Consider the following 20,741-nt stretch of genomic DNA (forward strand, 5'->3'; position numbering starts at 1 on the left):
GCTATCCGGACACGTGTCCGTATCGGTGTCAGGGGTAGGAAATGTCAGGTGTGGCAGGGAAAGTCGTCGCGATCACCGGGGCGAGCAGCGGAATCGGCGAGGCGACCGCCCGGCTGCTCGCCGAACGGGGCGCGGCGGTGGTCCTGGGGGCGCGTCGCGAGGATCGGCTGGACGCGCTGGCGAAGGAAATCCGCGGCGAAGGCGGTCGCGCGGTCGCGTGCGTGACCGACGTGACCCAGCGCGCGGACCTGGACCGGCTGGTGCAGCGGGCGGTCGAGGAGTTCGGCCAGCTCGACGTGCTGGTCGGGAATGCCGGGATCGCCAAGCTGGGGCCGGTCGCGGACGCGGACGTCGACGGATGGTCGGCGATGATCGACGTCAACGTGCGCGGGGTGCTGAACGGGATCGTGGCGGCGATGCCGGTGTTCCGGCGGCAGGGGCGGGGCCATCTGGTGACGACGGTGTCGACGTCCGGGTTGAAGATCGTGCCCGGGCAGGCGGTTTACGCCGGGACGAAGAACGCGGTGCGGACGATTCTGGAGGCGCTGCGGCAGGAATCGACGGACGGCGTGCTCCGGACGACGTCGGTGTTGCCCGGATTCGTCCGGACGGAGCTGGCGGATTCGATCGACGATCCGGGGGAGCGCGAGCAGATCCGGCGACGGGTCGAGGAATTCGCGCTGGATCCGGCCGCGGTGGCGCGGGCGATCGCGTTCGCGGTGGAGCAGCCGGACGATGTGGAGATCGGCGACATCACCGTCCGGCCCGCGGTGCAGAACTGAGGGCTCAGAGGCATGGCGGCTGGTAGCCGTCGATGAGGAGTTCGCGGAAGTCGAGCGAGTTGGGGGTTTTGCCGACGAAGACCAGGCCGCGGGCTTCGGTCAGCGCGGAGGCGAACGAGTACTGCGGCTGGCCGAGTTCGGGAAGCCAGGTCCAGGAATCGGGGTCGAACGGGAAGAACTTGCGGACCAGCTGGCCGCCGGTCGAGGGGATGCGGGTGAGCCATTTGTCGCCGCCGCTCCAGTGGGAGGCGGGACGCAGCTGGACGTAGAAGTCGTCGTCGGCGCTGTAAGTCAGCCAGAATCCGGTGGAATGGCTGAGGTCGGCCTGCGCGTCGAACTGGTTGCCCAGCCAGACCACGGCGACGTGCCATTCGTTGTTCTGGAAGACGATTTTCGCCGCGTAGCCGTCGCCTTCGGGGACGAGGAGGCTTCCGGTGGGCGGGACGGTCGTGCCTTCGCCGCTGGCTAGCCATTTCTGCAGGCGGTTGATCGAGGGGGTGCTGCATTCGTCGTGCACGTGGCCGCCGCGGTGCGCGGTGTGCGCCGTGCGCGAGGCTGGCGCGCCGGGTGTGGCCTGTGCGGCGTGGGCGGCTGGTGCGGAGAGCGGGGCCAGCAGCAGTACGGAAATCGCGGCGAGGACTGTGGTTCCGGCCTTGGTCCGGCGAAGTGCGGGCATGGCCGGGAAGCTACCAGCGGGATTCCCGGCCGGTCAGGGCCGATAGTCGGCTTCTGGGCAAATGGTATGGACCTTTTGGGGAAAGGACCAGACCACTGTTGCGTTGCGGTGCGTGCGAGCGGTCAGCATGCTGCGGCCGGTGGCTGGGGCTCGGCTGCCGAATTGCGGCCGGGCTCCCATCGGCTGCCGGTAGCTGGCATCTGGTTGCCGAGTAGCGGCTGGGGCCCTTGGGCTGCCAGTAGCTCGCGCCGGGCCGCCGAATAACAGCTGGGCACCCTTCGGCTACCGCTGGCAGGCACCCAGCCGCCGAACGGCGGTTGGGTGCCCGTCGGCTGCCGCTGACTGGGGCTCGGTTGCCGAAGGGTGGCCGGGCACCCATCGGCTGCCGGTAGCTGGCACCTGGCTGCCGAGTAGCGGCCGAGGCTCTTAGTCCGCCGGTGGCTGGCGCACGGCTGCCGAATCGCGGCTGGGCACCCTTCGGCTACCGATGGCTGGCACCCAGCTGTCGAACGGCGGTCGGCGCCCCTCTGGGTGCCCCTCGGGCGGCGTGGCTGCCGCCCGAGGTGTGCGTGGGGGTTCCGGCGTCAACGGTCGGTGTGCAGCTGAGCATCCTTCGGTTCGCCGCGGGCGAGCGGCACGGACGGCAACGTCGGTGAGGGCGACGGCATGCGCGGGCCGGGCTGGCCGGAATGCTCGGCTCTTGGGCATTCCGGCCAAGCTCCGGTTACGGGGGAGCAGTCGCCGAGATTGCGGGCTGCCGCGTCGCCTATCTCGCTGGCCAGCGGGCACGCGGGAGGTCAGAAGGGCGGCTCCTCAGTCACTCCGACCCCGGCGGACACTGGCGCAGCGCCCCAGGCATCCCCGCCTGGTCCTCCCGTCTCGTTGTTGTTCCGGCTGACCTTGGTGACTCTGGCGGTCGCGTACCGCAGCGACGGGCCGATCTCGTCCACCTGCAGTTCGACTACGGTGCGTTTCTCGCCTTCCTTTGTTTCGAAGGATCGCTGAACCAAACGTCCGGTGACTACGACCCTTGCTCCTCGGACGAGGCTTTCCGCGACATTTTCCGCTGCTTGCCGCCATATGCTGCACCTGAGGAACAGGGCCTCGCCGTCCTTCCATTCGCCGGATTGTCGGTCGAGGGTGCGCGGGGTCGACGCGACCGTGAAATTCGCGACTGCTGCTCCGGACGGGGTGAAACGCAGTTCCGGGTCTGAGGTCAGGTTTCCGACCACTGTGATGACGGTTTCTCCAGCCATGATCACACTCCTTGGTTTCGGGTCGCCAAGTCCATGGCGACAGGTCTGAGGATCGGTTCCCGTCCATCGTCTGCCGGGAACAACCGTTCAGTGCTGAATAAATGCGTGTCTCGCGCGCGTCTGTCTTGGTCTTGACGGGGAAACGCGGCACTGCGGGGCGAAGCTGCGGAAACGGGCTGGGCGAAGGGTGGCTCCGGTCATGGTGACGGCTCCTCAGGTCGGTGCGGACCCGGACCTGGGCGCCGCTTCGGGAACTAGGAGACCATCCGGGTACGACAGTTTTCGGGGCTTCCCGGTCACTCCATCGGGTGGGACTCTTGGCGGCGGGGAGAGAGCGGGAGGGTTCCCACCGTTCGGCTGTTGTTCAAGGGCGGGGCACCGGGGCAGCATGAGCGGCATGGTCGGTGGGAAGTGGGGACGGGCGGCGGCGGTGGTCGCGGTCGTGGGGATTTCGGTGGTGGGGCAGGGGATCGCGCCTGCGGGAGCCGGGGCGAAGCCCGGTGCGGCGGTGCAGAACAGTGCGCAGCCGCCGGGGGATTGCTGTGGTGGGCCGTCATCGTGGACAACTGGGGACAAAGCGGCCCTCGGGACGGCGGCGGGGACGGCCAGCCCGTTGTGGTTCACCGTCGCGGGAGGGGTCACGTCGGAGGTGTTCTATCCGCGTGCGGACGTCGCCAACATGCAGGACATGCAGTACGTCGTCACCGACGGGAAGTCCTTTGTGGACCTTGAGCGCGACGCGACGGAGCATGTCGTTTCGATGCCGGACGAGAAGGCGCTCGAATACACAGTCACGAACACCGCGAAGAGCGGGCGTTATCGCATCACCACGACGTACGTCACCGACGCTGGGCGGCCGACTCTTCTTACCCGCACGCGGTTTCAGTCGCTTGACGGTGGTCAGTATCAGGTTTACCTGCTCGCGAATCCCTCGATGGCGGGCGGTGCGGCGAATGACACGGCGGCGTGGGACGGCACTGGGCTGACGGCTAGCGGGACAGAGGAGTTGTTCGGGGCTACGACGACGGTGGCGTCGGCGTTGCGGGCATCGACCGGATTCATCGCGCACGACAACGGATATTCCGGCGCCGCGAGTGATTGCCTGGTAGACTTGCGGGCACATCGAACTCTTGCGAATCGCTTCGATTCCACTGATCACGGCAATGTAGTCCAATGTGGACAGATCCCGGTCGGGTCGGACACGACGTTCTCGGTCGCGCTCGGCTACGGGAGCGACGCCCAGGGCGCGGCGGCGGCCGCGGACGGGTCGCTGGCGAGTGGATTCGGCAATCTGGAACAGGCGTATCGGCGCGGGTGGGAGGAGTATGTCGGCAGCCTGAAGGCGGCACCGGGCAGTGTGGCGGGCGACGAGCGGCAGCGCAGGGCGTATTCCGTCGCGCTGATGGCGTTGCACGCGGCGGAGGACAAGGCGCATCGCGGCGCGAGCGTCGCGGGGCTGGCCACGCCGTGGGGCGACGTCGTGAACGGCGACGTGCTCAACGACGGGTACCACCGCGTGTGGGGCCGGGACCTGTACCAGCAGGCGACCGGGCTGCTCGCGGCGGGCGACGCGGCGCAGGCGAAGCGGATGGCGCAGTTCCTGTGGTCCTCGCAGTGGATTTCCGCGCCCACCCAGGGCGACGGGACGACGTACCCGGCCGGCGCGTTTCCGCGGTACAGCCCGGTGAGCGGGGTCCAGGGGGCCACGCCGCAGCAGCTCGGCTGTTGCGAGCAGCTCGACCAGGATTCCGACGCGATCGTCCTCGCCTGGATGACCGGGCTCACCGACGCGGCCACGTACGCACGGGTCAAGGTCACGGCGGAGCACATCCGCACGAGCGGGCCCGCGACGACCGAACGGTGGGAGGAGCAGCACGGCCGGTCGCCGTCGTCGATCGCGGCTGAGGTGGCCGGGCTCGTGACGGCCGGGGCGATCGCGCGGGCGAACGGCGACACCGCGGCGGCGCAGCAGTGGGAGTCCACTGCGGACTCGTGGCGCGCGCAGCTCGACGGCTGGACTCGCACGACCGCCGGGTACTGGGGCGGCCACACGTATTACGAGCGGATCGACAAGGGAACCGACCCGAATGACACCGGGCAGATCTGTTTCGACGAAGGCTGCTTCTACGAGCACGACGTGGTCGACTTCGGGTTCCTCGACCTCGTCCGGCTCGGGCTTCGCGGACCGGCCGATCCCGAGGTCGCCGAGTCGCTGGCCCCGACGGCGGCGGCCCGCGACGGCAACGCGCCCATGCAGGTCACGACCCCGAACGGCGACATCTACTTCCACCGCTACCCGCACGACAACTACGGCGAGAGCACCACGGCGTGCACCGGCTGGCCGGCGAACGGGCCGCAGCGGTTCGGGCGGCTCTGGCCGGTCCTGTCCGGCGAGCGCGGCGAGTACGAGCTCGCCAACGGGCGTTCGGCGGCGGTGTACCTGAAGTCGATGGCGGACGCGGCCAACGACGGGTACTTCATTCCCGAGCAGGTGTGGGATCGCGCCGACGTCGCGTGCTTCGGGCTGGGCCGGCCGACCGGGAGCGCGGCGCCGTTGATGTGGGCGGAAGGCCAGTACCTCCGGCTCGCGCAGAACATCGACGCGGGGAAGAACCTGGAGACTCCGGAGGTGGTCCGGCAACGCTACGGCGGCTGACCCGGCCGTTCGCGACGACGGCGGCGACCAGGGCCAAGCCGAGGCCGACACCGGTCAGCACGGTGAACGGTTCGCCGAACAACAGCGTGCCCCACACCGACGTGACCGGCGCGATCAGGAACATCAGGCTGTTGACCGCGGTCATGCCGATCCGGCCGACGAGCAGCCAGTACAACCCGTACCCGCCGAAAGTCGCCAGCACGATCAACCACGCGAGGGCGAACCAGAAGTGTCCGGACGCGGGCGGCGTCGCGTTCCCGGTCGCCAGCGCGAGGACGGTGAACACGACGGCCGAAGTGGCGCAATGGACGGCCAGCGCGCGCAACGGGGGAGCGGGAACGCGCGCCCGGCGTTCGAGCACGGTGGAGGCGACTAGCCCGAGCATCCCGGCGAACGGGATCAGGTACGCCCAGGCCGGGGCGTGCGAAGCGGCGTCCGACCAGCTGACCAGGACCACCCCGACGAGACCCAGTGCGAGCCCGATCCATTGCCGTCCGGTCGCCGCGACGCCGAGAAGCGGACCGGCGAGCGCGGCGGCGACGAGCGGCTGCACGCCGTCGATGAGTGCGGTGGTGCCGGTGCTGACTCCTTCGCCGATCGCCCAGTAGACGGTGAGCAGATAACCCGACTGGGACAGCAAGCCGATCAGGACGTGCCTGCCCAGTTCGCGAATCGAACCGGGGCGCAGGAAAGGCGCGAGCAGCAGCGCCAGCGGCAGGAACCGCCACATCAGCACGGTCGGCACGGACGCGTCGGCCGCGCCGAGCTTCGCGCCGATGAACCCGGACGACCAGCACGCCACGAACAGGACCGCCGCTCCGACTATACCGATCTGTTTACCCATGCCGCCGGACTATACAGATCGGTATACACTGGGGCCATGGCCATCGACTGGACCCCGAAAGCACAGGCGGTGCTGACCGCCGCGTCGGAGCTGTTCTACGAGCGCGGCATCCACGCGGTCGGCGTCGACGTCATCGCGGCGAAGGCGGGCGTCACGAAGAAGACGCTCTACGACCGGTTCGGCTCGAAGGAGCGGCTGGTCGTGGAGTACTTGTCCGCCCGGGACGCGCGCTGGCGGGAGTTCCTCGGCGAGTGGCTGGAGAAGGCCGGGGCGACGCCGCGGGACCGGCTGGTCGCGGTGTTCGACGCGTCCGAGGCGTGGGCGAAGAAATACGGCGGCAAAGGCTGCAGCATGATCAACGCGCACGCGGAGATCAGCGATCCGGCGCACCCGGCGTACGCGGTGATGACCGAGAGCAAACGGTGGCTGCTCGGCGTCCTCGTCGAAGTGGCCGAATCGGCGCGTGTTCCGGAGCCGCGCAAGGTGGCCGAGCAGATCATGCTGCTGCACGAAGGCGCGATCGTGATGGCGGGAATGCAGGTTGGCGAGAACGTCTTCGCGCGCGCCGCGGAAACGGCGGTGGTGCTGCTGGGCTGAGCCGTCAGCGCGTCGATCGGATCTTTTCGTAATGCCGTGCGGCGCGCGCTCGGTTGCCGCAGGCGACGGAGCACCATTCGCGGCGCGGATGCGTCTTCATGAAGTAGAGCACGCAACCCGGCGCGTAACAGGCGCGCAGCTTGGCGGCATCCGGTCCGCCGAGCAGCGCGATCGATTCTCGTGCCACGCGGGCTAATCCGGTGACGACCGGCGAAGTGCCGCGCAAGGAGCTTTCCTGCAGTTTCCCGGCCGTGAAGGTCAGTTGGGGGACTGGCAAGTGGGTCACGAGGTCGTTCAGGTCGCCGAGTGCGGTGTCCAGGTCGACAGTGGGGGCCTGCCGGTCGTCGGCGGTCACCTGCGCGGCGAGGCGGCGGACGGCATCGCGCAGCCGGCGTGCCAGCGCGAGTTCGGCGGCGGACGACTGCCGCGAACCGCGCTCGAGGCCGACGTCGTCGAGCCACGCGTCGAGGTCTTCGCGGGTGCGGAGGTCGTCGTGGAGCCCGCTCGTGTCGGCCCAGACGGTCGCCATCAGGCGGACCGGCACGACCTCGTCCGGCAGCATGCCCATGGCCGAGACGGTATCACGGATGGAATGGGTTGCATCCGTGAGAAGCGGCTGCTAGAACTTCTCACGGAACCTCACGGAGCAACCCGTGAGAAAGGGAGGGTGCGATGAGCCACGCGATCCAGCGGGCGTTCCACTCCGGCGAGCTCGCCGTCCAGCGGGAGGCAGGAGTCGAACGCCAGGCCGCGCGGCTGTCCCGGATGGCTGAACCGGCCGGGCTTTCCGCGGGAATGGCGGGTTTTCTGGCCGAGCGGACGTTTCTGGTCCTGGCCGGACGCGCAGTGGACGGACGGTTGTGGACGTCGCCGGTCACCGGCCCGCCCGGGTTCTTGGAAACCAGATCGGCAACGACCCTCGCGATCCACCGCGTGCTGCCGGAAGGCGATCCGCTGCACGGGCTTCCGGCGGGGCAGCTGCTCGGCATGACCAGCGTAGAGTTCGCGACCCGCCGCCGGGTCCGGATCAACGGCACTCTCTCGACCGCCGCGAAAGACCACCTGATCGTGGAGGTCGAGCAGGCGTACGGCAATTGCCCGCAGTACATCCAGCAGCGGGCCCTCACGCACGACGTCGAGCCGGCACCGGCAGAAGAACGTGCCGAGCTGAGTGCTGACGACACCCAGCTGATCCAGGAAGCGGACACGTTCTTCCTCGGCACCGTCAACCCCGCCCACGGCGCGGACGCGTCCCATCGCGGCGGCGCGCCCGGATTCGTCCGCGTCGAGGGAAATGCCGTGCGGTGGCCCGATTATCCGGGAAACAACCTCTTCAACAGCCTCGGCAACATCGCCGCGAACCCGGAAGCCGCGCTGCTCTTCTTCGACTTCGCCACCGGCCGCATCCTCCAGGTCTCCGGCACCGCCGAGACCGCATGGGGCGAAGCGGGCCGCTCGGGCGACGACGGCTACACCGGCCGGATCGTCCGGTTCGCGGTGCAGCGCGTGGTTGGCGGCCGTCCCGTCGCCCGACAGGTCGCGCACACGCCGTACCCGCGCAATCCTCAGCTCATCAAGTGAAAGGACCCCTGTCATGACCGAATCGCGGCCCCCGTTCCCGCCGTTCGACCTCGCTGCCGCCCTGCAGAAGGTCCAGGCCGCCGAGGACGCGTGGAACACGCGGGACCCGGAGAAGGTCTCGCTCGCGTACACGCCGGATTCCGTGTGGCGCAACCGCGACACGCACGTGGTCGGCCGCGCCGCGATCGTCGAGTTCCTGACCGCGAAGTGGGAGCGCGAGCGGGATTACGCGCTGCGCAAGGGACTGTGGGGCTTCCGCGAGAACCGCATCGCGGTCCGGTTCCAGTACGAGAGCCGGGACGCGGACGGGCAATGGTGGCGCAGCTACGGCAACGAGTTGTGGGAGTTCGCCGAGAACGGCCTGATGAACAGGCGCGAGGCGTCGATCAACGACCGGCGGATCGAGGAGTCCGAGCGGCGGATCTTCGGGCCGCGGCCGGAAGCCGAGCGCGGGGTCGACTTCCCGTTGTGGTGAACGAAAAGAACCCGGCCGTCCCTCCGGTGGGTATCGGAAGGACGGCCGGGCCGGTGCCGCGTTCGCGGGGATGGGGGAACGCGGGCTCCGCTCAGGCGCCGGTGCGCGCCTGCCGTTTGCGGGACACGAGCCGCCAGCCGACGGCGAGCACCACGACGATCGCCGGGATCGAGTAGAACGCGATCTTCTCGGCTCCGTCGGAGAATCCCATCAGCACCACGACCAGCACGAGGAATCCGAGCGTGGCCCAGCCGGTGTAGGGCGCGCCGGGCATGCGGTAGCTCGGCCGTTCCAGTTCGCCGCGCAACGCCGCCTGACGCATCCGCATCTGCGAGAACACCAGCGTCGCCCAGGTCGCGACGACGCCGAGCGATGCGATCGCGGTGGCGATGTCGAACGCCTCCGAGGGCACGATGTAGTTCAGCACCACGCCGAGCACGTAGGCCACCGACGTGAAGAGAATCCCGCCGTAGGGCACGTGCCGCGAGTTCATCTTGCCGACGAACTTCGGTGCTTCGCCCTCATCGGCGAGCGCGCGGAGGATGCGGCCGGTGGAGTACAGGCCCGAGTTGCACGAGGAGAGCGCGGCGGTGAGGACGACCGCGTTCATCACGTCGCCGATGCCGCCGATGCCCAGGCGCGAGAACACCGTGACGAACGGGCTTTCGCCGCCGTTGTAGAACGGCCACGGCATCAGCATCGCCAGCAGCAGCACCGAACCGACGTAGAAGACGCCGATCCGCCACACGACGCCGTTGATCGCCTTGGGCAGCACCTTGCGCGCGTCCTTGGTCTCGCCGGCCGCGATGCCGACGACCTCGATCGCGGAGTAGGCGAACACGACCGCCTGCAGCGTCATCAGCGCGATGCCGACGCCCGCCGGGAAGAACCCGCCGTGGTCGGTCAGGTTGTGCACGCCGGCGGTGGTGCCGCCGATGTTCGCGCCGGTGAACACGAGCCCGAGCGCGGTCACCAGGAACACGATGATCGCGAGGACCTTGACGACGGAGAACCAGAACTCCAGTTCCCCGAACAGCTTCACGCTCAGCAGGTTGACCGCCATGAGCACGCCGAGCGCGACGAGCGCGGTGATCCACTGCGGGACGTCCGGCAGCCACTTGTGCACGTAGATCGCGACCGCGGTGATCTCCGCGATCCCGGTCATCGCCCAGTTCAGCCAGTACATCCAGCCGGAGACGAACCCGGCCCACGGGCCGATGAACTCGCGGGCGTAGGTCACGAAACTGCCGGAGCTGGGCCGGTGCATGACGAGTTCGCCGAGCGCCCGCATCACGAAGTAGGCCGCGATGCCGCACAGCGCGTAGGAAAGGACCAGCGACGGACCCGCTTCGTGGAGCCGCCCGCCCGCGCCGAGGAAGAGCCCGACCCCGATCGCCCCGCCGATCGCGATCATCTGCACCTGGCGGTTGCCCAGTGCTTTCGTGTAGTTGTCGCCCTCTTTGGCGACCACTGTGGATTCCATGGTTGCGTGACGCTAGCGGTAGCGGACCGCGTGACGCAGCACACCTAGGCTGGACTTAAGGTGTGCTCCAGATCACCGTGGAGGAACCGGGCAAACCGGGCAGGACCCGTTTGACTTCCGGAAATCCCGCTGGAGCTGCGCGGATGTCCACGGTGGACGGTCCGGCGGGAGACTTTCGGGTAATCCGGGGCGTCCTCGAGGGTATTCGGGCCGGAAAGCGCGCGGCAGTCGCTCGAACGGGCGACGACGGAGCGCGGCGGCTGCTCCACTGTGGACAGAAGCCCCGGTTGCTCCCGGGCCCGGGAGCCCCGAGACCGGCCTCACATGCGACGACGCGGCGGCGCCGGGCCGCTTCACGGCGGAGATACGCCGGAACACTAAACTCCGCGCCGTGCCGACCCCAGATTCCGACGCCGCCGCGAGCGGGCAAGCCGGCCATCGTTGGCTCATCATCGGGCTCGGGCTCGTCTGCGCGCTGACCGCGGTGCTGTTCACCGTCGCGCCGGTGAACACTGAGACAACGACATACCGCTGGGACGGCGCGCAGGACACCGCGCTGCCGTTGTACCCGTACCACCCGGCCAGACTCGACGCGACTGTCCGATGCGCCGAGCCGAACGGGCTGCTGTTCGCGACCACTCCGCCGAAAGGCAAGCAGGGCGCGGAGCCTCTCGCGGGCGGGCTGGAGATCCGGGCGGTCGACGGCACGGTCCGAGCAGAACTCGGTGGCACAGAACTGTTTCACCGACCCGTCGGTGCCGATTGCCAGTTGACGGTGCACGCCGACGGCGAAGGCACCACTGTCGGCACCGCCAAGACGGCGGGCCGTCCGAACGTCACCGGGCTGTACACCGAGCACCCCGGCTCGGTGTCCGCGCAGATCGAACCCGACACCCGGTGGGTCAGCACGCCAAGCGCGGCGAAGATCGCGCTCGGCGTGGTGTCGCTGCTCGCGCTGCTCGGCATGATCGTGCTGCTGATCCGGCGCGACCGGAGCGCCGCCCGGCGGGTCCGGCTGCTTCCCCGGCGGGCGTGGGTGCCGCGGCCGGCGGACCTCGTCGTGACCGGCGTGCTCGGAGTCTGGTCCGTCGTCGGCGCGCTCACCGTGGACGACGGATACATCTCGACGATGCTGCGCGCTCGCGAGACGAGCGGGTTCACCGGCAATTACTTCCGCTGGTTCAACGCGCCGGAAGCGCCGTGGGGCTGGTACTACGAGCTGTACGCGCTGCTCGGCCGCGTCACGCCGGCCATGGTGTGGATGCGGCTGCCGTCGGTGCTGCTGGGGCTGGCGTCCTGGTTCCTCATCGATCGCGTGGTGCTGCCGCGGCTGGCGAACCGGCCGACACGGTGGACCCGCTGGGCGACCGCGGCCCTTTTCCTGGCCTGGTACGTGGCCTTCGACGTCGGGCTGCGGCCGGAGCCGTGGATCGTGTTCGGCTCGCTGGCGGTGTTCGCGCTGGTCGAGCGCGCCGTGGCGACCAGTGCGGTGACGCCGGTCGCGATCGGGCTGGTGGTCGCCGGCGCCACCGCGACGACGAACCCGCTCGGGATCGCGGCGTTCCTGCCGTTCATCGCCGGGGTGCGTCCTCTTTTCCGCTTGGTGCGCAGGCGCGGCGACCTGCGCGTGCTCGGTGCGATCGCGGTGGTCGTCGGCGCCGGTGCCAGCGCGCTCCTGACCGCGTTCTACGACCAGCCGCTGACTGCCGTGCTGGAGTCGACCGCTGTCCGGCAGAAGATCGGGCCGGATCTGCCGTGGCAGAGCGAAATCAACCGGTACGTCACGCTGCTCGACCCGTCGGTGGTCGAGGGTGCGCTGAACCGCCGGGTGCCGGTGCTGCTGATGCTTCTGGCGATGGCGCTGCTGGCGGTGCTGCTGATCTGGCGCCGCGCCCCCGGACTGGCTGTCGGGCCTGCCCGCCGCATGGTCGTCATCAGTGTCCTGTGCCTGGTCGTGCTCGCGTTCACGCCGACTAAGTGGACGCACCATTTCGGTGCGCTGGCCGGATTCGGCACGGTGATGATCGCGATGCTGGTGCACACCGTCGCACGCGGAGCGCTGTCCTCGGTGTGGACACGGGCGGCGGCCCTGGGCCTGGTCGCGGTGACGACCTGGCTGGCCTGGTCCGCGCCGAACTGGTGGTGGATGCAGTCCGACTACGACGTCCGGTGGGGCGACACTGTCCCCACTGTGAAGGGAGTGCGGCTGGCGGATCTGGCCCTCTGGGTTGGGCTGGCGGTCGCGCTCGCCGGTGTGGTCGCCGGTGCTTGGCAGACCGCGAAACGCCGGGACGGAGCGAGCCGGGCACCGCGTTGGCTGCCGAGGTCGAGCTGGGTGATCGTCGCGGTGGCGGCCGCGACGGTGGCGGTCGAAGTGGTCGGGCAGGCGCAAGCGGTGAAGGTGCGCTGGGGCACTTACTCCGTCGGCCGGTCGAATCTGGCTTCGCTGGGCCTCGCCGCCAGTGCCGGCAAGGCCGGGAACTCCTGCGGGGTCGAGGATTGGCTGGACGTCGAGCCGGACATCGGCGCGGGCGTGCTCAAAGCGTCCTCTCCGGCCTCGGCGGAAGGGTTCGCGACGAACACCGGGTTCCCGCCGGACACCGCGCCGCCGGCCCCGTTCGGCAGCGACCCGGAGCATCTGGCATGGAGTTCGCACGGGTCGCCGTCGCGGACCGGCACGCTCGTCAGCGGGTGGTATGACCTGCCTGCCGACGTCGGGTCGCCGGATTCGCCGCCGGTGGTGATTTCCCGCGCCGCGCACGGGAAAGCGCAGGTTTCGGTGGAGTTCGCGAAGGCGGACGGGACCGTGCTGGCGACGATGAAGGCCAAAGAGGACAACAGCGGAAAGTGGCTCGACGCGCGCTTCGATCCCCGCTGGCAGGCGCCGGGGGCGCAACGGGTCCGGGTCGTCGCGCGGGACGAGGATCCGAGTGCGGCGGGCTGGGTCGCGGTCACCGCGCCCCGGATTCCGCGCCTGACGCCGCTGACGAACGTCATCCCCGTCGGCGAGCCGGTGACATTGGACTGGACCAACGCGTTCGTCCTGCCGTGCCGCACCCCGGCCTCGCTGGCGGACGGCATCGTGCAGCCGGTCCGCTACCGGTTCGCGCCCGGCCAGGACGCGCAGTCGCTGGTCGGCGTTTCCTACGCCGCGGACGCCGGGGGCCCGTACGTGCCGCTGTACGCCGACGCCAAGGCGACCGAAGTGCCGACGTACCTTCGCGGCGACAAAGTGCGGGAGCCGGTCGCGGTGTTCCGGTACGACTACCCGGTACCGATGCGGGGGCTGTCCGTCGAACACGGCACCCGCTCGACATCCGGGCTGGCGAAGCAGACTGCCGTGCTCGACGCGACGCGCGGCGGAAGCGGGTAGGCCCGCGGCCTGAAGACGGCCGGAGCACCGCGATTCCGGAGCCGGGGAGGGCCGGGCCGCGGGCGCCCGCGGGCCCGCCCCGCCGTCGATCGACTTCTGCCGGGCCGGTCCCGGGATCCCGGGGTCGGTGTCGTATTCTCGGCGGCGGCGGGAAGGCAGCACGTCGAAATCGAAGGCATATCGGAAGTTCCGTCTTCGATGCGCGACCGGCGGCCCCAGTCTTCAGTACAGATGCAGTTCCCAGTGGAATCCAACGAGTTCTTCACGAGATTGGGTGGTCTTCGCCGTGAGTCTGCTTTTGTACCCGCTGGCGGGGCTGGCCGTTCTCGCCGTGCCGGGGCTTCTGGTGCAACTCGCCGCCGGCGTCCGGGACAAATTGTGGCTCGCCGCGCTGACCGCGCCGGTCAGCGTCGGCGTCTACGGCCTGGCCGGGCTGGCGTCCGGCATTCCCGGGTTGTCCTTCGGGATTCCGCTCGCGCTCGCGGTGACCCTGCTGCTGTCCGCGATCGTCTTCGGCATCGCGTGGCTGCGCCGCGGCCGCACCGAGCCCGCGCCGGTCGAGGAGCCGGACACCTCGCTGCTGCCCGCGCTGACCGGCCGCTGGCTGCTGGCGGCCAAGCTCGGCGCCGCGGTGCTGGTGCTGGGCGGCATCGCGCTCGCCCTGCAGCAATGGCACGGCGGCCTCGGCTCCTGGGACACGTACCCGCAGGAACACGACACGATCATCCACATGGTGCTGGTGGCCTACATCAGCGACACCGGCCGGGCCGCGCCGTGGGACCTCCTGCCGATCGACGTGCTCACCGGGCAGCCGGTGTCGTTCTACCCGTCCGGGCTGCCGCTGCCCGCGGCGCTGTCCGGCCAGCTGACCGGCGGGCCGATCACCGGCTTCAACGTGATGAACGCCCTGATCACCGGGCCGGTGTTCGTGCTCGGCTCGGCGGCGCTCGCGGCCGCGGCGTTCCGCAGGCTGCGCGCCGGATCGGGCTGGACCGCCCTCGCCGGCGGGGTCGCCGCGCTGGTCGCGGCCGGGCTGTACCGGCCGGGCGTGCAGCTCCTGCACGACGGCGGGATCGCGCCGAACGCGGCCGCGATGAGCATGGCTCCCGGCGTGATCGCGGCGCTGATCTCGGTGGGCGGGCTCCGCGGATGGGGACCGGGCTCGCGCTGGCTGCGGGCGTTCGTGCTGGGCCTCGGGGTGGCCGGGGTGTTCTCGGTCCACCCGAGCGTGGCCGCCACCGTCGGCCTCAGCGTCGTGGTGTTCTGGATCGTCGAGGCGTTCACGAAGCGGGGCCGGGAAATCCTGCGCGGGCAGTGGCCGGTGCTGCTGGCGGCGGGGCTGGTGGCCGCGCTCGCCTCGGCGACCACGCTGCTCGGCTCGGCGAGCCAGGCCACGCGCACCGGGACCTGGTCGCCGGACATCCCGCCCGGCCGGTTCGGCGACGCGCTGTCGACCAACCTCAAGCTCACCTACGGCGGCTATTTCGATCCGCACGGCATCTTCTCGCAGCTCAGCGCGGGTGTGCTCGCGCTGGTAGGGGTGCTGGTCGTCGTGGTGCTCCGCCGCGCGTGGGGCGTCGCCGCGATGTGGCTGGCCTGGCTGGCGATCGTCGTCGATTTCAAGGTGCACCCGTGGTCGGGCATCGGCTCGATGGTCGGATCGCCGTTCTACAAATCGTATGTGCGCATTCAGTCGCACATTTCCCTGTTCATTCCGGTGCTGGCGGCTATCGCGGTCGTATTCGTGGCGGTCGGAATCATTCGCTTGGCGGGGATGCCGAAGAACGCGGCGGTGTTCAGTCGCGTCCGCCGGTTCGCCGGTCCGGTTTCCGCCGCGTTGCTCGCGGTCATGATGGCCGGATATGTCGTCTACGCTGCGGTGCCCTACGAACACCGCAACGCCGAGGTGATCGCCAGCCGCTACGCGAAGCCGGAGTTCACCCGGGTCAACGACGACGACAAGCGGGCGGCGAAGTTCGTCGAGGAGCACATCAAGCCCGGCGAACGGCTGATGAACAGCGCCAACGACGGCTCGACCTACGCGTACGTCGAGGACCGGGTGCCGGTGGTCAACGTGGTCACGCTCGGCTCGGCCCTCGAGCCGGTGACCTATGAGCTGCTGCGCTCGTTCCGCGACTATCCGACCGACCCGAACATCCGGAAAACCGTGTTGTCGCTGAACATCGGCTACGTCTACGTGGACAGCACAGCGCCGACCATGGGCGCGGGACCCGGTTCGCCGAACAGCTGGTACACCGCGCCGACGTTCGAGCTGGCTCCGGGACTGCAGAACCTGGACGGCCTTCCCGGCCTCTCGGTGGCGTTCCGGTCGGGCACGGTCACGGTGTACAAACTGGATCGCTCCGTGCTGGCTGCGTTGCCGAATTGACCGATCCGGCGGCGAGCGGCCGGTGCCGCGGCGGGCAGGCGTTTCACCCTCGTGCCGTTCGGCCGCTGACGCGCCGGGCCGTTTCCGGATACGGTCGGTGGCATGGCTAAGGGCGAGGCCGTCGAGCTCGAGGTGGGGGACCGGACGGTCCGGGTGTCCAACCCGGACCGGGTCTACTTCCCGGCGCGCGGCGAGACGAAGCTCGATCTCGTCCGCTACTACCTGTCGGTCGGCGACGGGATCGTGCGCGCGCTGCGGGAACGGCCGTGCATGCTGCACCGGTTCCCGTCCGGGGTGGCCGGCGAGAAGGTGCACCAGAAGCGGGTGCCGAACGGTGCGCCGCCGTGGCTGGAGACGGTGCGGGTGCAGTTCCCGCGCTACCATCGGCACGCCGACGAGCTGTGCGTGACCGAGCTGGCGCACGTCGCGTGGGCGGTGCAGATGTCCACTGTGGAGTTCCATCCCTGGAATTCGCGCCGCGCGGACACCGAGCGGCCCGACGAATGGCGGATCGACCTCGACCCGATGCCGGACTGCGGATTCGACACCGTGCGCCGGGTCGCGCACGTCGCCGAGGAGATCCTCGCCGAACTGGACATCCGCGGCTGGCCGAAGACGTCCGGCGGCAGCGGGATGCACATCTACGTGCGGATCGAACCGCGCTGGGGGTTCGCCGACGTCCGCCGGGCCGCGCTGGCGTTCGCGCGCGAGGTCGAGCGGCGGGCTCCGGACGAGGTCACCACCACCTGGTGGCGCAAGGACCGCGACCCGAAGAAGCTGTTCGTGGACTACAACCAGAACGCGCGGGACCACACGATCGCCAGCGCCTATTCGGTGCGCGGGGTGCCCGAGGCGCTGGTGTCGACGCCGATCCGCTGGGACGAGGTCGACGACGTCGACCCGCACGACTGCACGATCGCGACCGTGCCCGCGCGGTTCGCCGAACTCGGCGACCTGCACGCGGGGATCGACGACGTGGCGTACTCGCTCGAGCCGTTGCTGGAGTGGGCCGACCGGGACGGGTTGGAGGCAGAGGACTCCTGAGCGAAGTCAATCGGGCGCCTGGCGTCATGGGGGAGCCTCCGCCTCGTCTCCCCGGGGACGGAGCGGAGGAGAGCACGATGGACGGTGCTGAGCAGAACGATCCGCTTGCCGTGCTTTACCGGCTGCACCACCAGCTGCGCGTGCTGTCACCGGTGCTCACTGTCGCGCCCGGACGGCCGGAAACGAACGCCATGCTCGACGGGCTCGCGGAGACGGTTTCCGAGGCCGCTGGCCTGCTCGCGACCGCAGAACCGGGCGCGCTGGCCGCGTTGCGGCAGGGGTTCGAGCATGCCCGGGCCGGGCGGGGGAATGAGGCGACGTCGGAGCTGATCACGGCGTATGGGCGGTTGTCGGTGTTGTTGCGGAAGGATGCGCCGCGGCGGGATGCGGCGGATGAGCCGACGGTGCGGTGGCGTTCGAGGTTTTGACCCGGGTGGCGTGAGGCATGCCAGGATGGCGGGCGTAAGCCGGCTGAGCCCGGGCGGTGCGGCAGCGGGAGGAACCACGTGGCCGAGCAGATCCTCGTCACCGGCGGAAGCGGACAACTGGGCCGGGTGGTCGTGGAACGGCTCCGGGCCGCGGAGGTTCCGGTGCGGGCGTTGAGCCGGCGGCGGCGGTCCGGCGAAGGGGTCCAGTGGACGGCCGGCGACCTGCGCACCGGGCGGGGGATCGACGTCGCGGTCGCTGGGGTCGGCACGGTGATTCATTGCGCGACGGACTACCGCCGGGAAGTCGAGACGGTCCGCACGCTCGTCGAAGCCGCGCGGTGGAGCGGGCAGACGCCGCATCTGGTGTACGTCTCGATCGTCGGCGTCGACAAGATCCCGCTCGGCTACTACCAGGCGAAACTGGCCGCCGAGAAGCTGATCGCGGGTTCCGGGATGCCGCACACGATCCTGCGGGCGACGCAGTTCCACTCGCTGGTGCGGACGATCCTCGCCGGCGCCGCGCGGCTGCCGGTGGTGCCGGTGCCGAAGTTCCGTTTCCAGCCCGTCGACGTGCGCGACGTCGCGGCCCGGCTGCTGGAACTGGCGCAGGGCGAACCGCGGGGGCGGGTCGCGGACTTCGGCGGACCGGAGGTGCGGACGACGGCCGATCTGGCGCGTGCCCTGCTCGCCGCGTCCGGGAAGGACAAACGGCTCGTTTCGGTGCCGGCGCCGGGCCGGGTCGCCCGGGGTTACGCGGACGGCGCGAACCTGGCGCCGGAGCACGCGGACGGCGTGGTCACCTTCGAGCAGTATCTGGCGGAGCAGGGCAAGCCGACCGCGTTCCGGTACCGCTAGGCGGCTCGGCGGCGGACGGTGCGCTCCAGGATGCCGAGGGTCGCCTTCAGAGCGGATTCGGGGACGACCGGGAAGGTCAGGCGCTCCTTCCACTCCTCGCTGAGTTCGGACCAGTCGTAGTAGGACGTGACGCGGGTGCCGTCCTCGGCGGGCTCCAGCCGGTAGCCGTAGATGTGCCGGACGTGCGGGCGCAGGCTGCCTTCGACGGTCCACGCGATCTCCTGGTCCAGGACCAGTTTCGTGATGACGACCTCGACGTCGTACTTGCCCAGCGGCCGGTCGCCGAGCGCTTCCCGGTCCATGTGGACGACGAACCGGTCGCCGGCCTGGGTCACCGGTTCGCCTTCGGCGTCCATGAGCATCCCGGACGCGTCGATGTCGACGTGGCCCTGCGGATCCGTGAGGACCGCGAAGACGGCGCTGGCGGGGGCGGGAATGAGCCGGGAGACCTCGAGACGTTCGTTCATATCATCGACCATAGCAGAAATAATCGATGATTACGTCGAGGGGTCAGCTCTGGACGAAGAAGTGCCAGCCGACCCACCACCACGCCAGCACGAGCGCGATCCGGGTGGACCGCTTGCGCATCAGGGCGGCGAGGACGCGGGTCAGCGGCGGGATTTTCTTCGGGAGCAGGTGGCTGCCCAGCCACAGCAGAAGGGCGGCGGCCACGATCGCGCCGAAGCCGATTTCGGTGATCAGCCTGCTGCTCATGCCGCCCTCCTCGCGGTGGCGGCGGCGCGCAGCATCGCCAGCCCGGCGGCGACCCAGACGCCGATCGCGAGCGCCTGGACGACGCGGTTGTCAAGCATCGGGTCGACGAGGTCGCTCATCGTGGGATGCGTGAGGGAGAGCCCGCCCGCCGCTTGCTCGTAGATGAAGGAAACGAGTTCCCACAGGCACCAGGAGATCGCCAGCGCGACCCACAGCCAGCCGCGGCGCGGGACCGGTTGCGCGGGGAGCGAGGGGTCCCGCCACTCCACGACGAGAGCGCCGATGCCGATCGCGGTGACGGCCAGGAACATCGGCACGGTGTGGCGGCCGAAGGCCAGCGCGACGAGGGCGGCGGCGACGATCAGCGAGGCGCCGGGCAGGCGGGTGGCGGGGAGCAGGGCGTCGGCGGGGGTGCTGTGGCGTTCGGTGAAGAGCAGCAGGATCGCGGCAGCGAAGAAGATCACGCCGTCGGCGGGGGCGCCGCGGATCCAGTGGGCGAGGGAGGCGATGAGGAGGGCTGCGATCGGGAGATCGACGGCCAGGCGGGGTGCCGGGTAATCCGCCGCGTGCCGTTCGGGAGAGCTCAAGCGACCCACCCCATTCCGTGCCGGTTCTGCTTGAGAGACAACGCGAAAGTGGGTCCGCGGCTTCCCGGTCGGGGGATTTTTTCGAGCGGCTGAGTCAGATCCGCCGGGCCTCCGCACGGCTGACCGGGGGATCGGCGGGAATGTCGTGCAGGACAGTCGCGAGGATCTCCGCTCCGCGCACCACCCGCGGGCCGGGGCGGTTGAAATAGGACGGGCCGTCGAGGAGCCAGACCCGGTCGTTCCGGACTGCGGGCAGGTCGGTCCAGCCGGGCAGCGAGGCGAGGACGTCCAGCTCCGACTCGGTCCGGTCCGGGGAGAACCCGCAGGGGAGGACGAGCAGGACGTCCGGACGGGCTGCGACCACGGCGTCCCACGGCATCGGTTTCGTGTGCTCGCCCGGTTCCGCGAGCAGCGGGGTGCCGCCCGCGGCGGAGATTTGTTCGGGCACCCAATGTCCGGCTGGCCAGAGCGGGTCGAGCCATTCCAGAGCGACCACGCGCGGCCGGGGAAGTCCCGCGACGCGGCGGCGGACAGTGGCGAGTCGTGAGCGGAGTTCGGCGACTCGGGCGGCGGCCACCTCCGGGACGTCCAGTGCGTCGCCGAGGGTGGTCAGGCAGCCAAGGACCTCGTCCAGGGTGCGCGGTTCCAGGCTGAGCACGCGCGGTCCGGCGTCGAGCATCCGCACTGCCGCGGCGACGCGGGTGTAGGACACCGCGCAGACCTCGCACAGGTCTTGCGTGAGCACGAGGTCGGGCGCGAGGGCGGCCAACTGGCGGACGTCGACCGAGTAGAGCGACGAACCCTGGTGGGACGCTCCGACGGCGGTGGAGATTTCGCGGCTGGTCAGAGTGTCGGAGTCGAGGTCCGCGGCGGTCACCACCGGCACCGACGCGACCTCGGCGGGCCAGTCGCATTCGTGGGTGCGGCCGACGAGGTCGCTCGCCTTGCCGAGCGTGGCGACGAGGTCGGTGGCGGCGGGCAGCAGGGAGACGATCCGCATC

The 20,741-nt window shown here is 70.0% G+C and carries 18 protein-coding genes and 1 pseudogene; 10 read left to right on the plus strand and 9 right to left on the minus strand.

Going from position 1 to position 20,741, the window contains the following annotated elements; translation table 11 throughout:
* The first annotated feature begins 41 nt into the window (after nt 1-41).
* Nucleotides 42-782, plus strand: a complete 741-nt coding sequence (locus PUT80_RS20520) for an SDR family oxidoreductase (protein WP_037805876.1) — start codon at nt 42-44, stop codon at nt 780-782.
* Between the two features lie 4 nt (nt 783-786).
* Here PUT80_RS20520 and PUT80_RS20525 read toward each other — a convergent pair whose 3' ends face one another.
* Both PUT80_RS20525 and PUT80_RS20530 read right to left on the minus strand, forming a co-directional pair.
* A complete protein-coding gene (locus PUT80_RS20525) occupies nt 787-1,458 on the minus strand; it encodes a hypothetical protein (protein WP_275293152.1) in 672 nt (223 codons plus the stop codon).
* Between the two features lie 797 nt (nt 1,459-2,255).
* On the minus strand, nt 2,256-2,714 hold the full coding sequence (locus PUT80_RS20530) for a single-stranded DNA-binding protein (protein WP_037805878.1): 459 nt from the start codon (nt 2,712-2,714) through the stop codon (nt 2,256-2,258).
* A gap of 397 nt (nt 2,715-3,111) precedes the next feature.
* Between PUT80_RS20530 and PUT80_RS20535 the strand changes: the two genes are divergently transcribed.
* Nucleotides 3,112-5,370: a glycoside hydrolase family 15 protein gene (locus PUT80_RS20535; RefSeq protein WP_275293153.1), complete on the plus strand. Its 2,259-nt coding sequence runs from the start codon at nt 3,112-3,114 to the stop codon at nt 5,368-5,370.
* Between the two features lie 22 nt (nt 5,371-5,392).
* On the opposite strand, the pseudogene PUT80_RS20540 reads toward PUT80_RS20535, so the two are convergent.
* Nucleotides 5,393-6,214: pseudogene (locus tag PUT80_RS20540) on the minus strand (DMT family transporter); the annotation flags it as partial.
* A 36-nt stretch (nt 6,215-6,250) separates the two neighbouring features.
* On the opposite strand from PUT80_RS20540, the gene PUT80_RS20545 reads away from it, so the two are divergent.
* Nucleotides 6,251-6,811, plus strand: a complete 561-nt coding sequence (locus tag PUT80_RS20545; protein WP_275293154.1) for a helix-turn-helix domain-containing protein — start codon at nt 6,251-6,253, stop codon at nt 6,809-6,811.
* Between the two features lie 4 nt (nt 6,812-6,815).
* Here the strand turns inward: PUT80_RS20545 and PUT80_RS20550 are convergent, their stop codons facing one another.
* On the minus strand, nt 6,816-7,379 hold the full coding sequence (locus PUT80_RS20550; RefSeq protein WP_275293155.1) for an ABATE domain-containing protein: 564 nt from the start codon (nt 7,377-7,379) through the stop codon (nt 6,816-6,818).
* Nucleotides 7,380-7,483: 104 nt separating this feature from the next.
* Between PUT80_RS20550 and PUT80_RS20555 the strand changes: the two genes are divergently transcribed.
* Complete coding sequence (locus PUT80_RS20555) at nt 7,484-8,392, plus strand: pyridoxamine 5'-phosphate oxidase family protein (protein ID WP_275293156.1); 909 nt, start codon at nt 7,484-7,486, stop codon at nt 8,390-8,392.
* Between the two features lie 13 nt (nt 8,393-8,405).
* Nucleotides 8,406-8,867: a nuclear transport factor 2 family protein gene (locus PUT80_RS20560; RefSeq protein WP_134732326.1), complete on the plus strand. Its 462-nt coding sequence runs from the start codon at nt 8,406-8,408 to the stop codon at nt 8,865-8,867.
* Nucleotides 8,868-8,958: 91 nt separating this feature from the next.
* On the opposite strand, the gene PUT80_RS20565 is transcribed toward PUT80_RS20560, so the two are convergent.
* The gene (locus PUT80_RS20565; protein ID WP_037805885.1) at nt 8,959-10,350 is read right to left on the minus strand and encodes an amino acid permease; all 1,392 of its coding nucleotides are present in this window, start codon (nt 10,348-10,350) and stop codon (nt 8,959-8,961) included.
* 391 nt (nt 10,351-10,741) lie between these two features.
* Between PUT80_RS20565 and PUT80_RS20570 the strand changes: the two genes are divergently transcribed.
* From PUT80_RS20570 to PUT80_RS20590, 5 genes are all read left to right on the plus strand, one after another.
* Nucleotides 10,742-13,723 (plus strand): arabinosyltransferase domain-containing protein, encoded by a 2,982-nt coding sequence (locus tag PUT80_RS20570; RefSeq protein ID WP_275293157.1) that lies wholly within the window; start codon nt 10,742-10,744, stop codon nt 13,721-13,723.
* A gap of 286 nt (nt 13,724-14,009) precedes the next feature.
* A complete protein-coding gene (locus PUT80_RS20575; RefSeq protein ID WP_275293158.1) occupies nt 14,010-16,112 on the plus strand; it encodes a DUF6541 family protein in 2,103 nt (700 codons plus the stop codon).
* A gap of 102 nt (nt 16,113-16,214) precedes the next feature.
* On the plus strand, nt 16,215-17,156 hold the full coding sequence (gene ligD, locus PUT80_RS20580) for a non-homologous end-joining DNA ligase (protein ID WP_134661532.1): 942 nt from the start codon (nt 16,215-16,217) through the stop codon (nt 17,154-17,156).
* 77 nt (nt 17,157-17,233) lie between these two features.
* Entirely contained in the window at nt 17,234-17,584 is a 351-nt protein-coding gene (locus tag PUT80_RS20585; RefSeq protein WP_238606003.1) for a hypothetical protein, read from the plus strand.
* A 78-nt stretch (nt 17,585-17,662) separates the two neighbouring features.
* Nucleotides 17,663-18,439: an NAD(P)H-binding protein gene (locus PUT80_RS20590; RefSeq protein ID WP_037805888.1), complete on the plus strand. Its 777-nt coding sequence runs from the start codon at nt 17,663-17,665 to the stop codon at nt 18,437-18,439.
* On the opposite strand, the gene PUT80_RS20595 is transcribed toward PUT80_RS20590, so the two are convergent.
* The 4 genes from PUT80_RS20595 to PUT80_RS20610 form a co-directional block, all read right to left on the minus strand.
* Nucleotides 18,436-18,906, minus strand: a complete 471-nt coding sequence (locus PUT80_RS20595) for an SRPBCC family protein (protein WP_037805889.1) — start codon at nt 18,904-18,906, stop codon at nt 18,436-18,438. The genes PUT80_RS20590 and PUT80_RS20595 overlap by 4 nt on opposite strands.
* A gap of 43 nt (nt 18,907-18,949) precedes the next feature.
* Nucleotides 18,950-19,153 (minus strand): DUF6186 family protein, encoded by a 204-nt coding sequence (locus PUT80_RS20600; RefSeq protein WP_037805891.1) that lies wholly within the window; start codon nt 19,151-19,153, stop codon nt 18,950-18,952.
* Nucleotides 19,150-19,740 (minus strand): hypothetical protein, encoded by a 591-nt coding sequence (locus PUT80_RS20605; protein WP_037806596.1) that lies wholly within the window; start codon nt 19,738-19,740, stop codon nt 19,150-19,152. Before PUT80_RS20605 ends, PUT80_RS20600 begins: the two co-directional genes overlap by 4 nt.
* 94 nt (nt 19,741-19,834) lie before the next feature.
* Nucleotides 19,835-20,740, minus strand: coding sequence for a cobalamin-binding protein (locus PUT80_RS20610; RefSeq protein ID WP_037805892.1), 906 nt, complete (start codon nt 20,738-20,740; stop codon nt 19,835-19,837).
* Nucleotide 20,741: the final 1 nt, after the last annotated feature.

The sequence above is a fragment of the Amycolatopsis sp. La24 genome (genome assembly GCF_029087445.1).
GTDB lineage: Bacteria > Actinomycetota > Actinomycetes > Mycobacteriales > Pseudonocardiaceae > Amycolatopsis > Amycolatopsis nivea.

Coding starts and splice junctions, on each gene's coding strand:
- PUT80_RS20565 (WP_037805885.1), bottom strand. CDS start 10,350: ATGGAATCCACAGTGGTCGCCAAAGAGGGCGACAACTACACGAAAGCA.
- PUT80_RS20530 (WP_037805878.1), bottom strand. CDS start 2,714: ATGGCTGGAGAAACCGTCATCACAGTGGTCGGAAACCTGACCTCAGAC.
- PUT80_RS20550 (WP_275293155.1), bottom strand. CDS start 7,379: ATGGGCATGCTGCCGGACGAGGTCGTGCCGGTCCGCCTGATGGCGACC.
- PUT80_RS20525 (WP_275293152.1), bottom strand. CDS start 1,458: ATGCCCGCACTTCGCCGGACCAAGGCCGGAACCACAGTCCTCGCCGCG.
- PUT80_RS20600 (WP_037805891.1), bottom strand. CDS start 19,153: ATGAGCAGCAGGCTGATCACCGAAATCGGCTTCGGCGCGATCGTGGCC.
- PUT80_RS20585 (WP_238606003.1), top strand. CDS start 17,234: ATGGACGGTGCTGAGCAGAACGATCCGCTTGCCGTGCTTTACCGGCTG.
- PUT80_RS20595 (WP_037805889.1), bottom strand. CDS start 18,906: ATGAACGAACGTCTCGAGGTCTCCCGGCTCATTCCCGCCCCCGCCAGC.
- ligD (WP_134661532.1), top strand. CDS start 16,215: ATGGCTAAGGGCGAGGCCGTCGAGCTCGAGGTGGGGGACCGGACGGTC.
- PUT80_RS20520 (WP_037805876.1), top strand. CDS start 42: ATGTCAGGTGTGGCAGGGAAAGTCGTCGCGATCACCGGGGCGAGCAGC.
- PUT80_RS20535 (WP_275293153.1), top strand. CDS start 3,112: ATGGTCGGTGGGAAGTGGGGACGGGCGGCGGCGGTGGTCGCGGTCGTG.
- PUT80_RS20545 (WP_275293154.1), top strand. CDS start 6,251: ATGGCCATCGACTGGACCCCGAAAGCACAGGCGGTGCTGACCGCCGCG.
- PUT80_RS20610 (WP_037805892.1), bottom strand. CDS start 20,740: ATGCGGATCGTCTCCCTGCTGCCCGCCGCCACCGACCTCGTCGCCACG.
- PUT80_RS20560 (WP_134732326.1), top strand. CDS start 8,406: ATGACCGAATCGCGGCCCCCGTTCCCGCCGTTCGACCTCGCTGCCGCC.
- PUT80_RS20555 (WP_275293156.1), top strand. CDS start 7,484: ATGAGCCACGCGATCCAGCGGGCGTTCCACTCCGGCGAGCTCGCCGTC.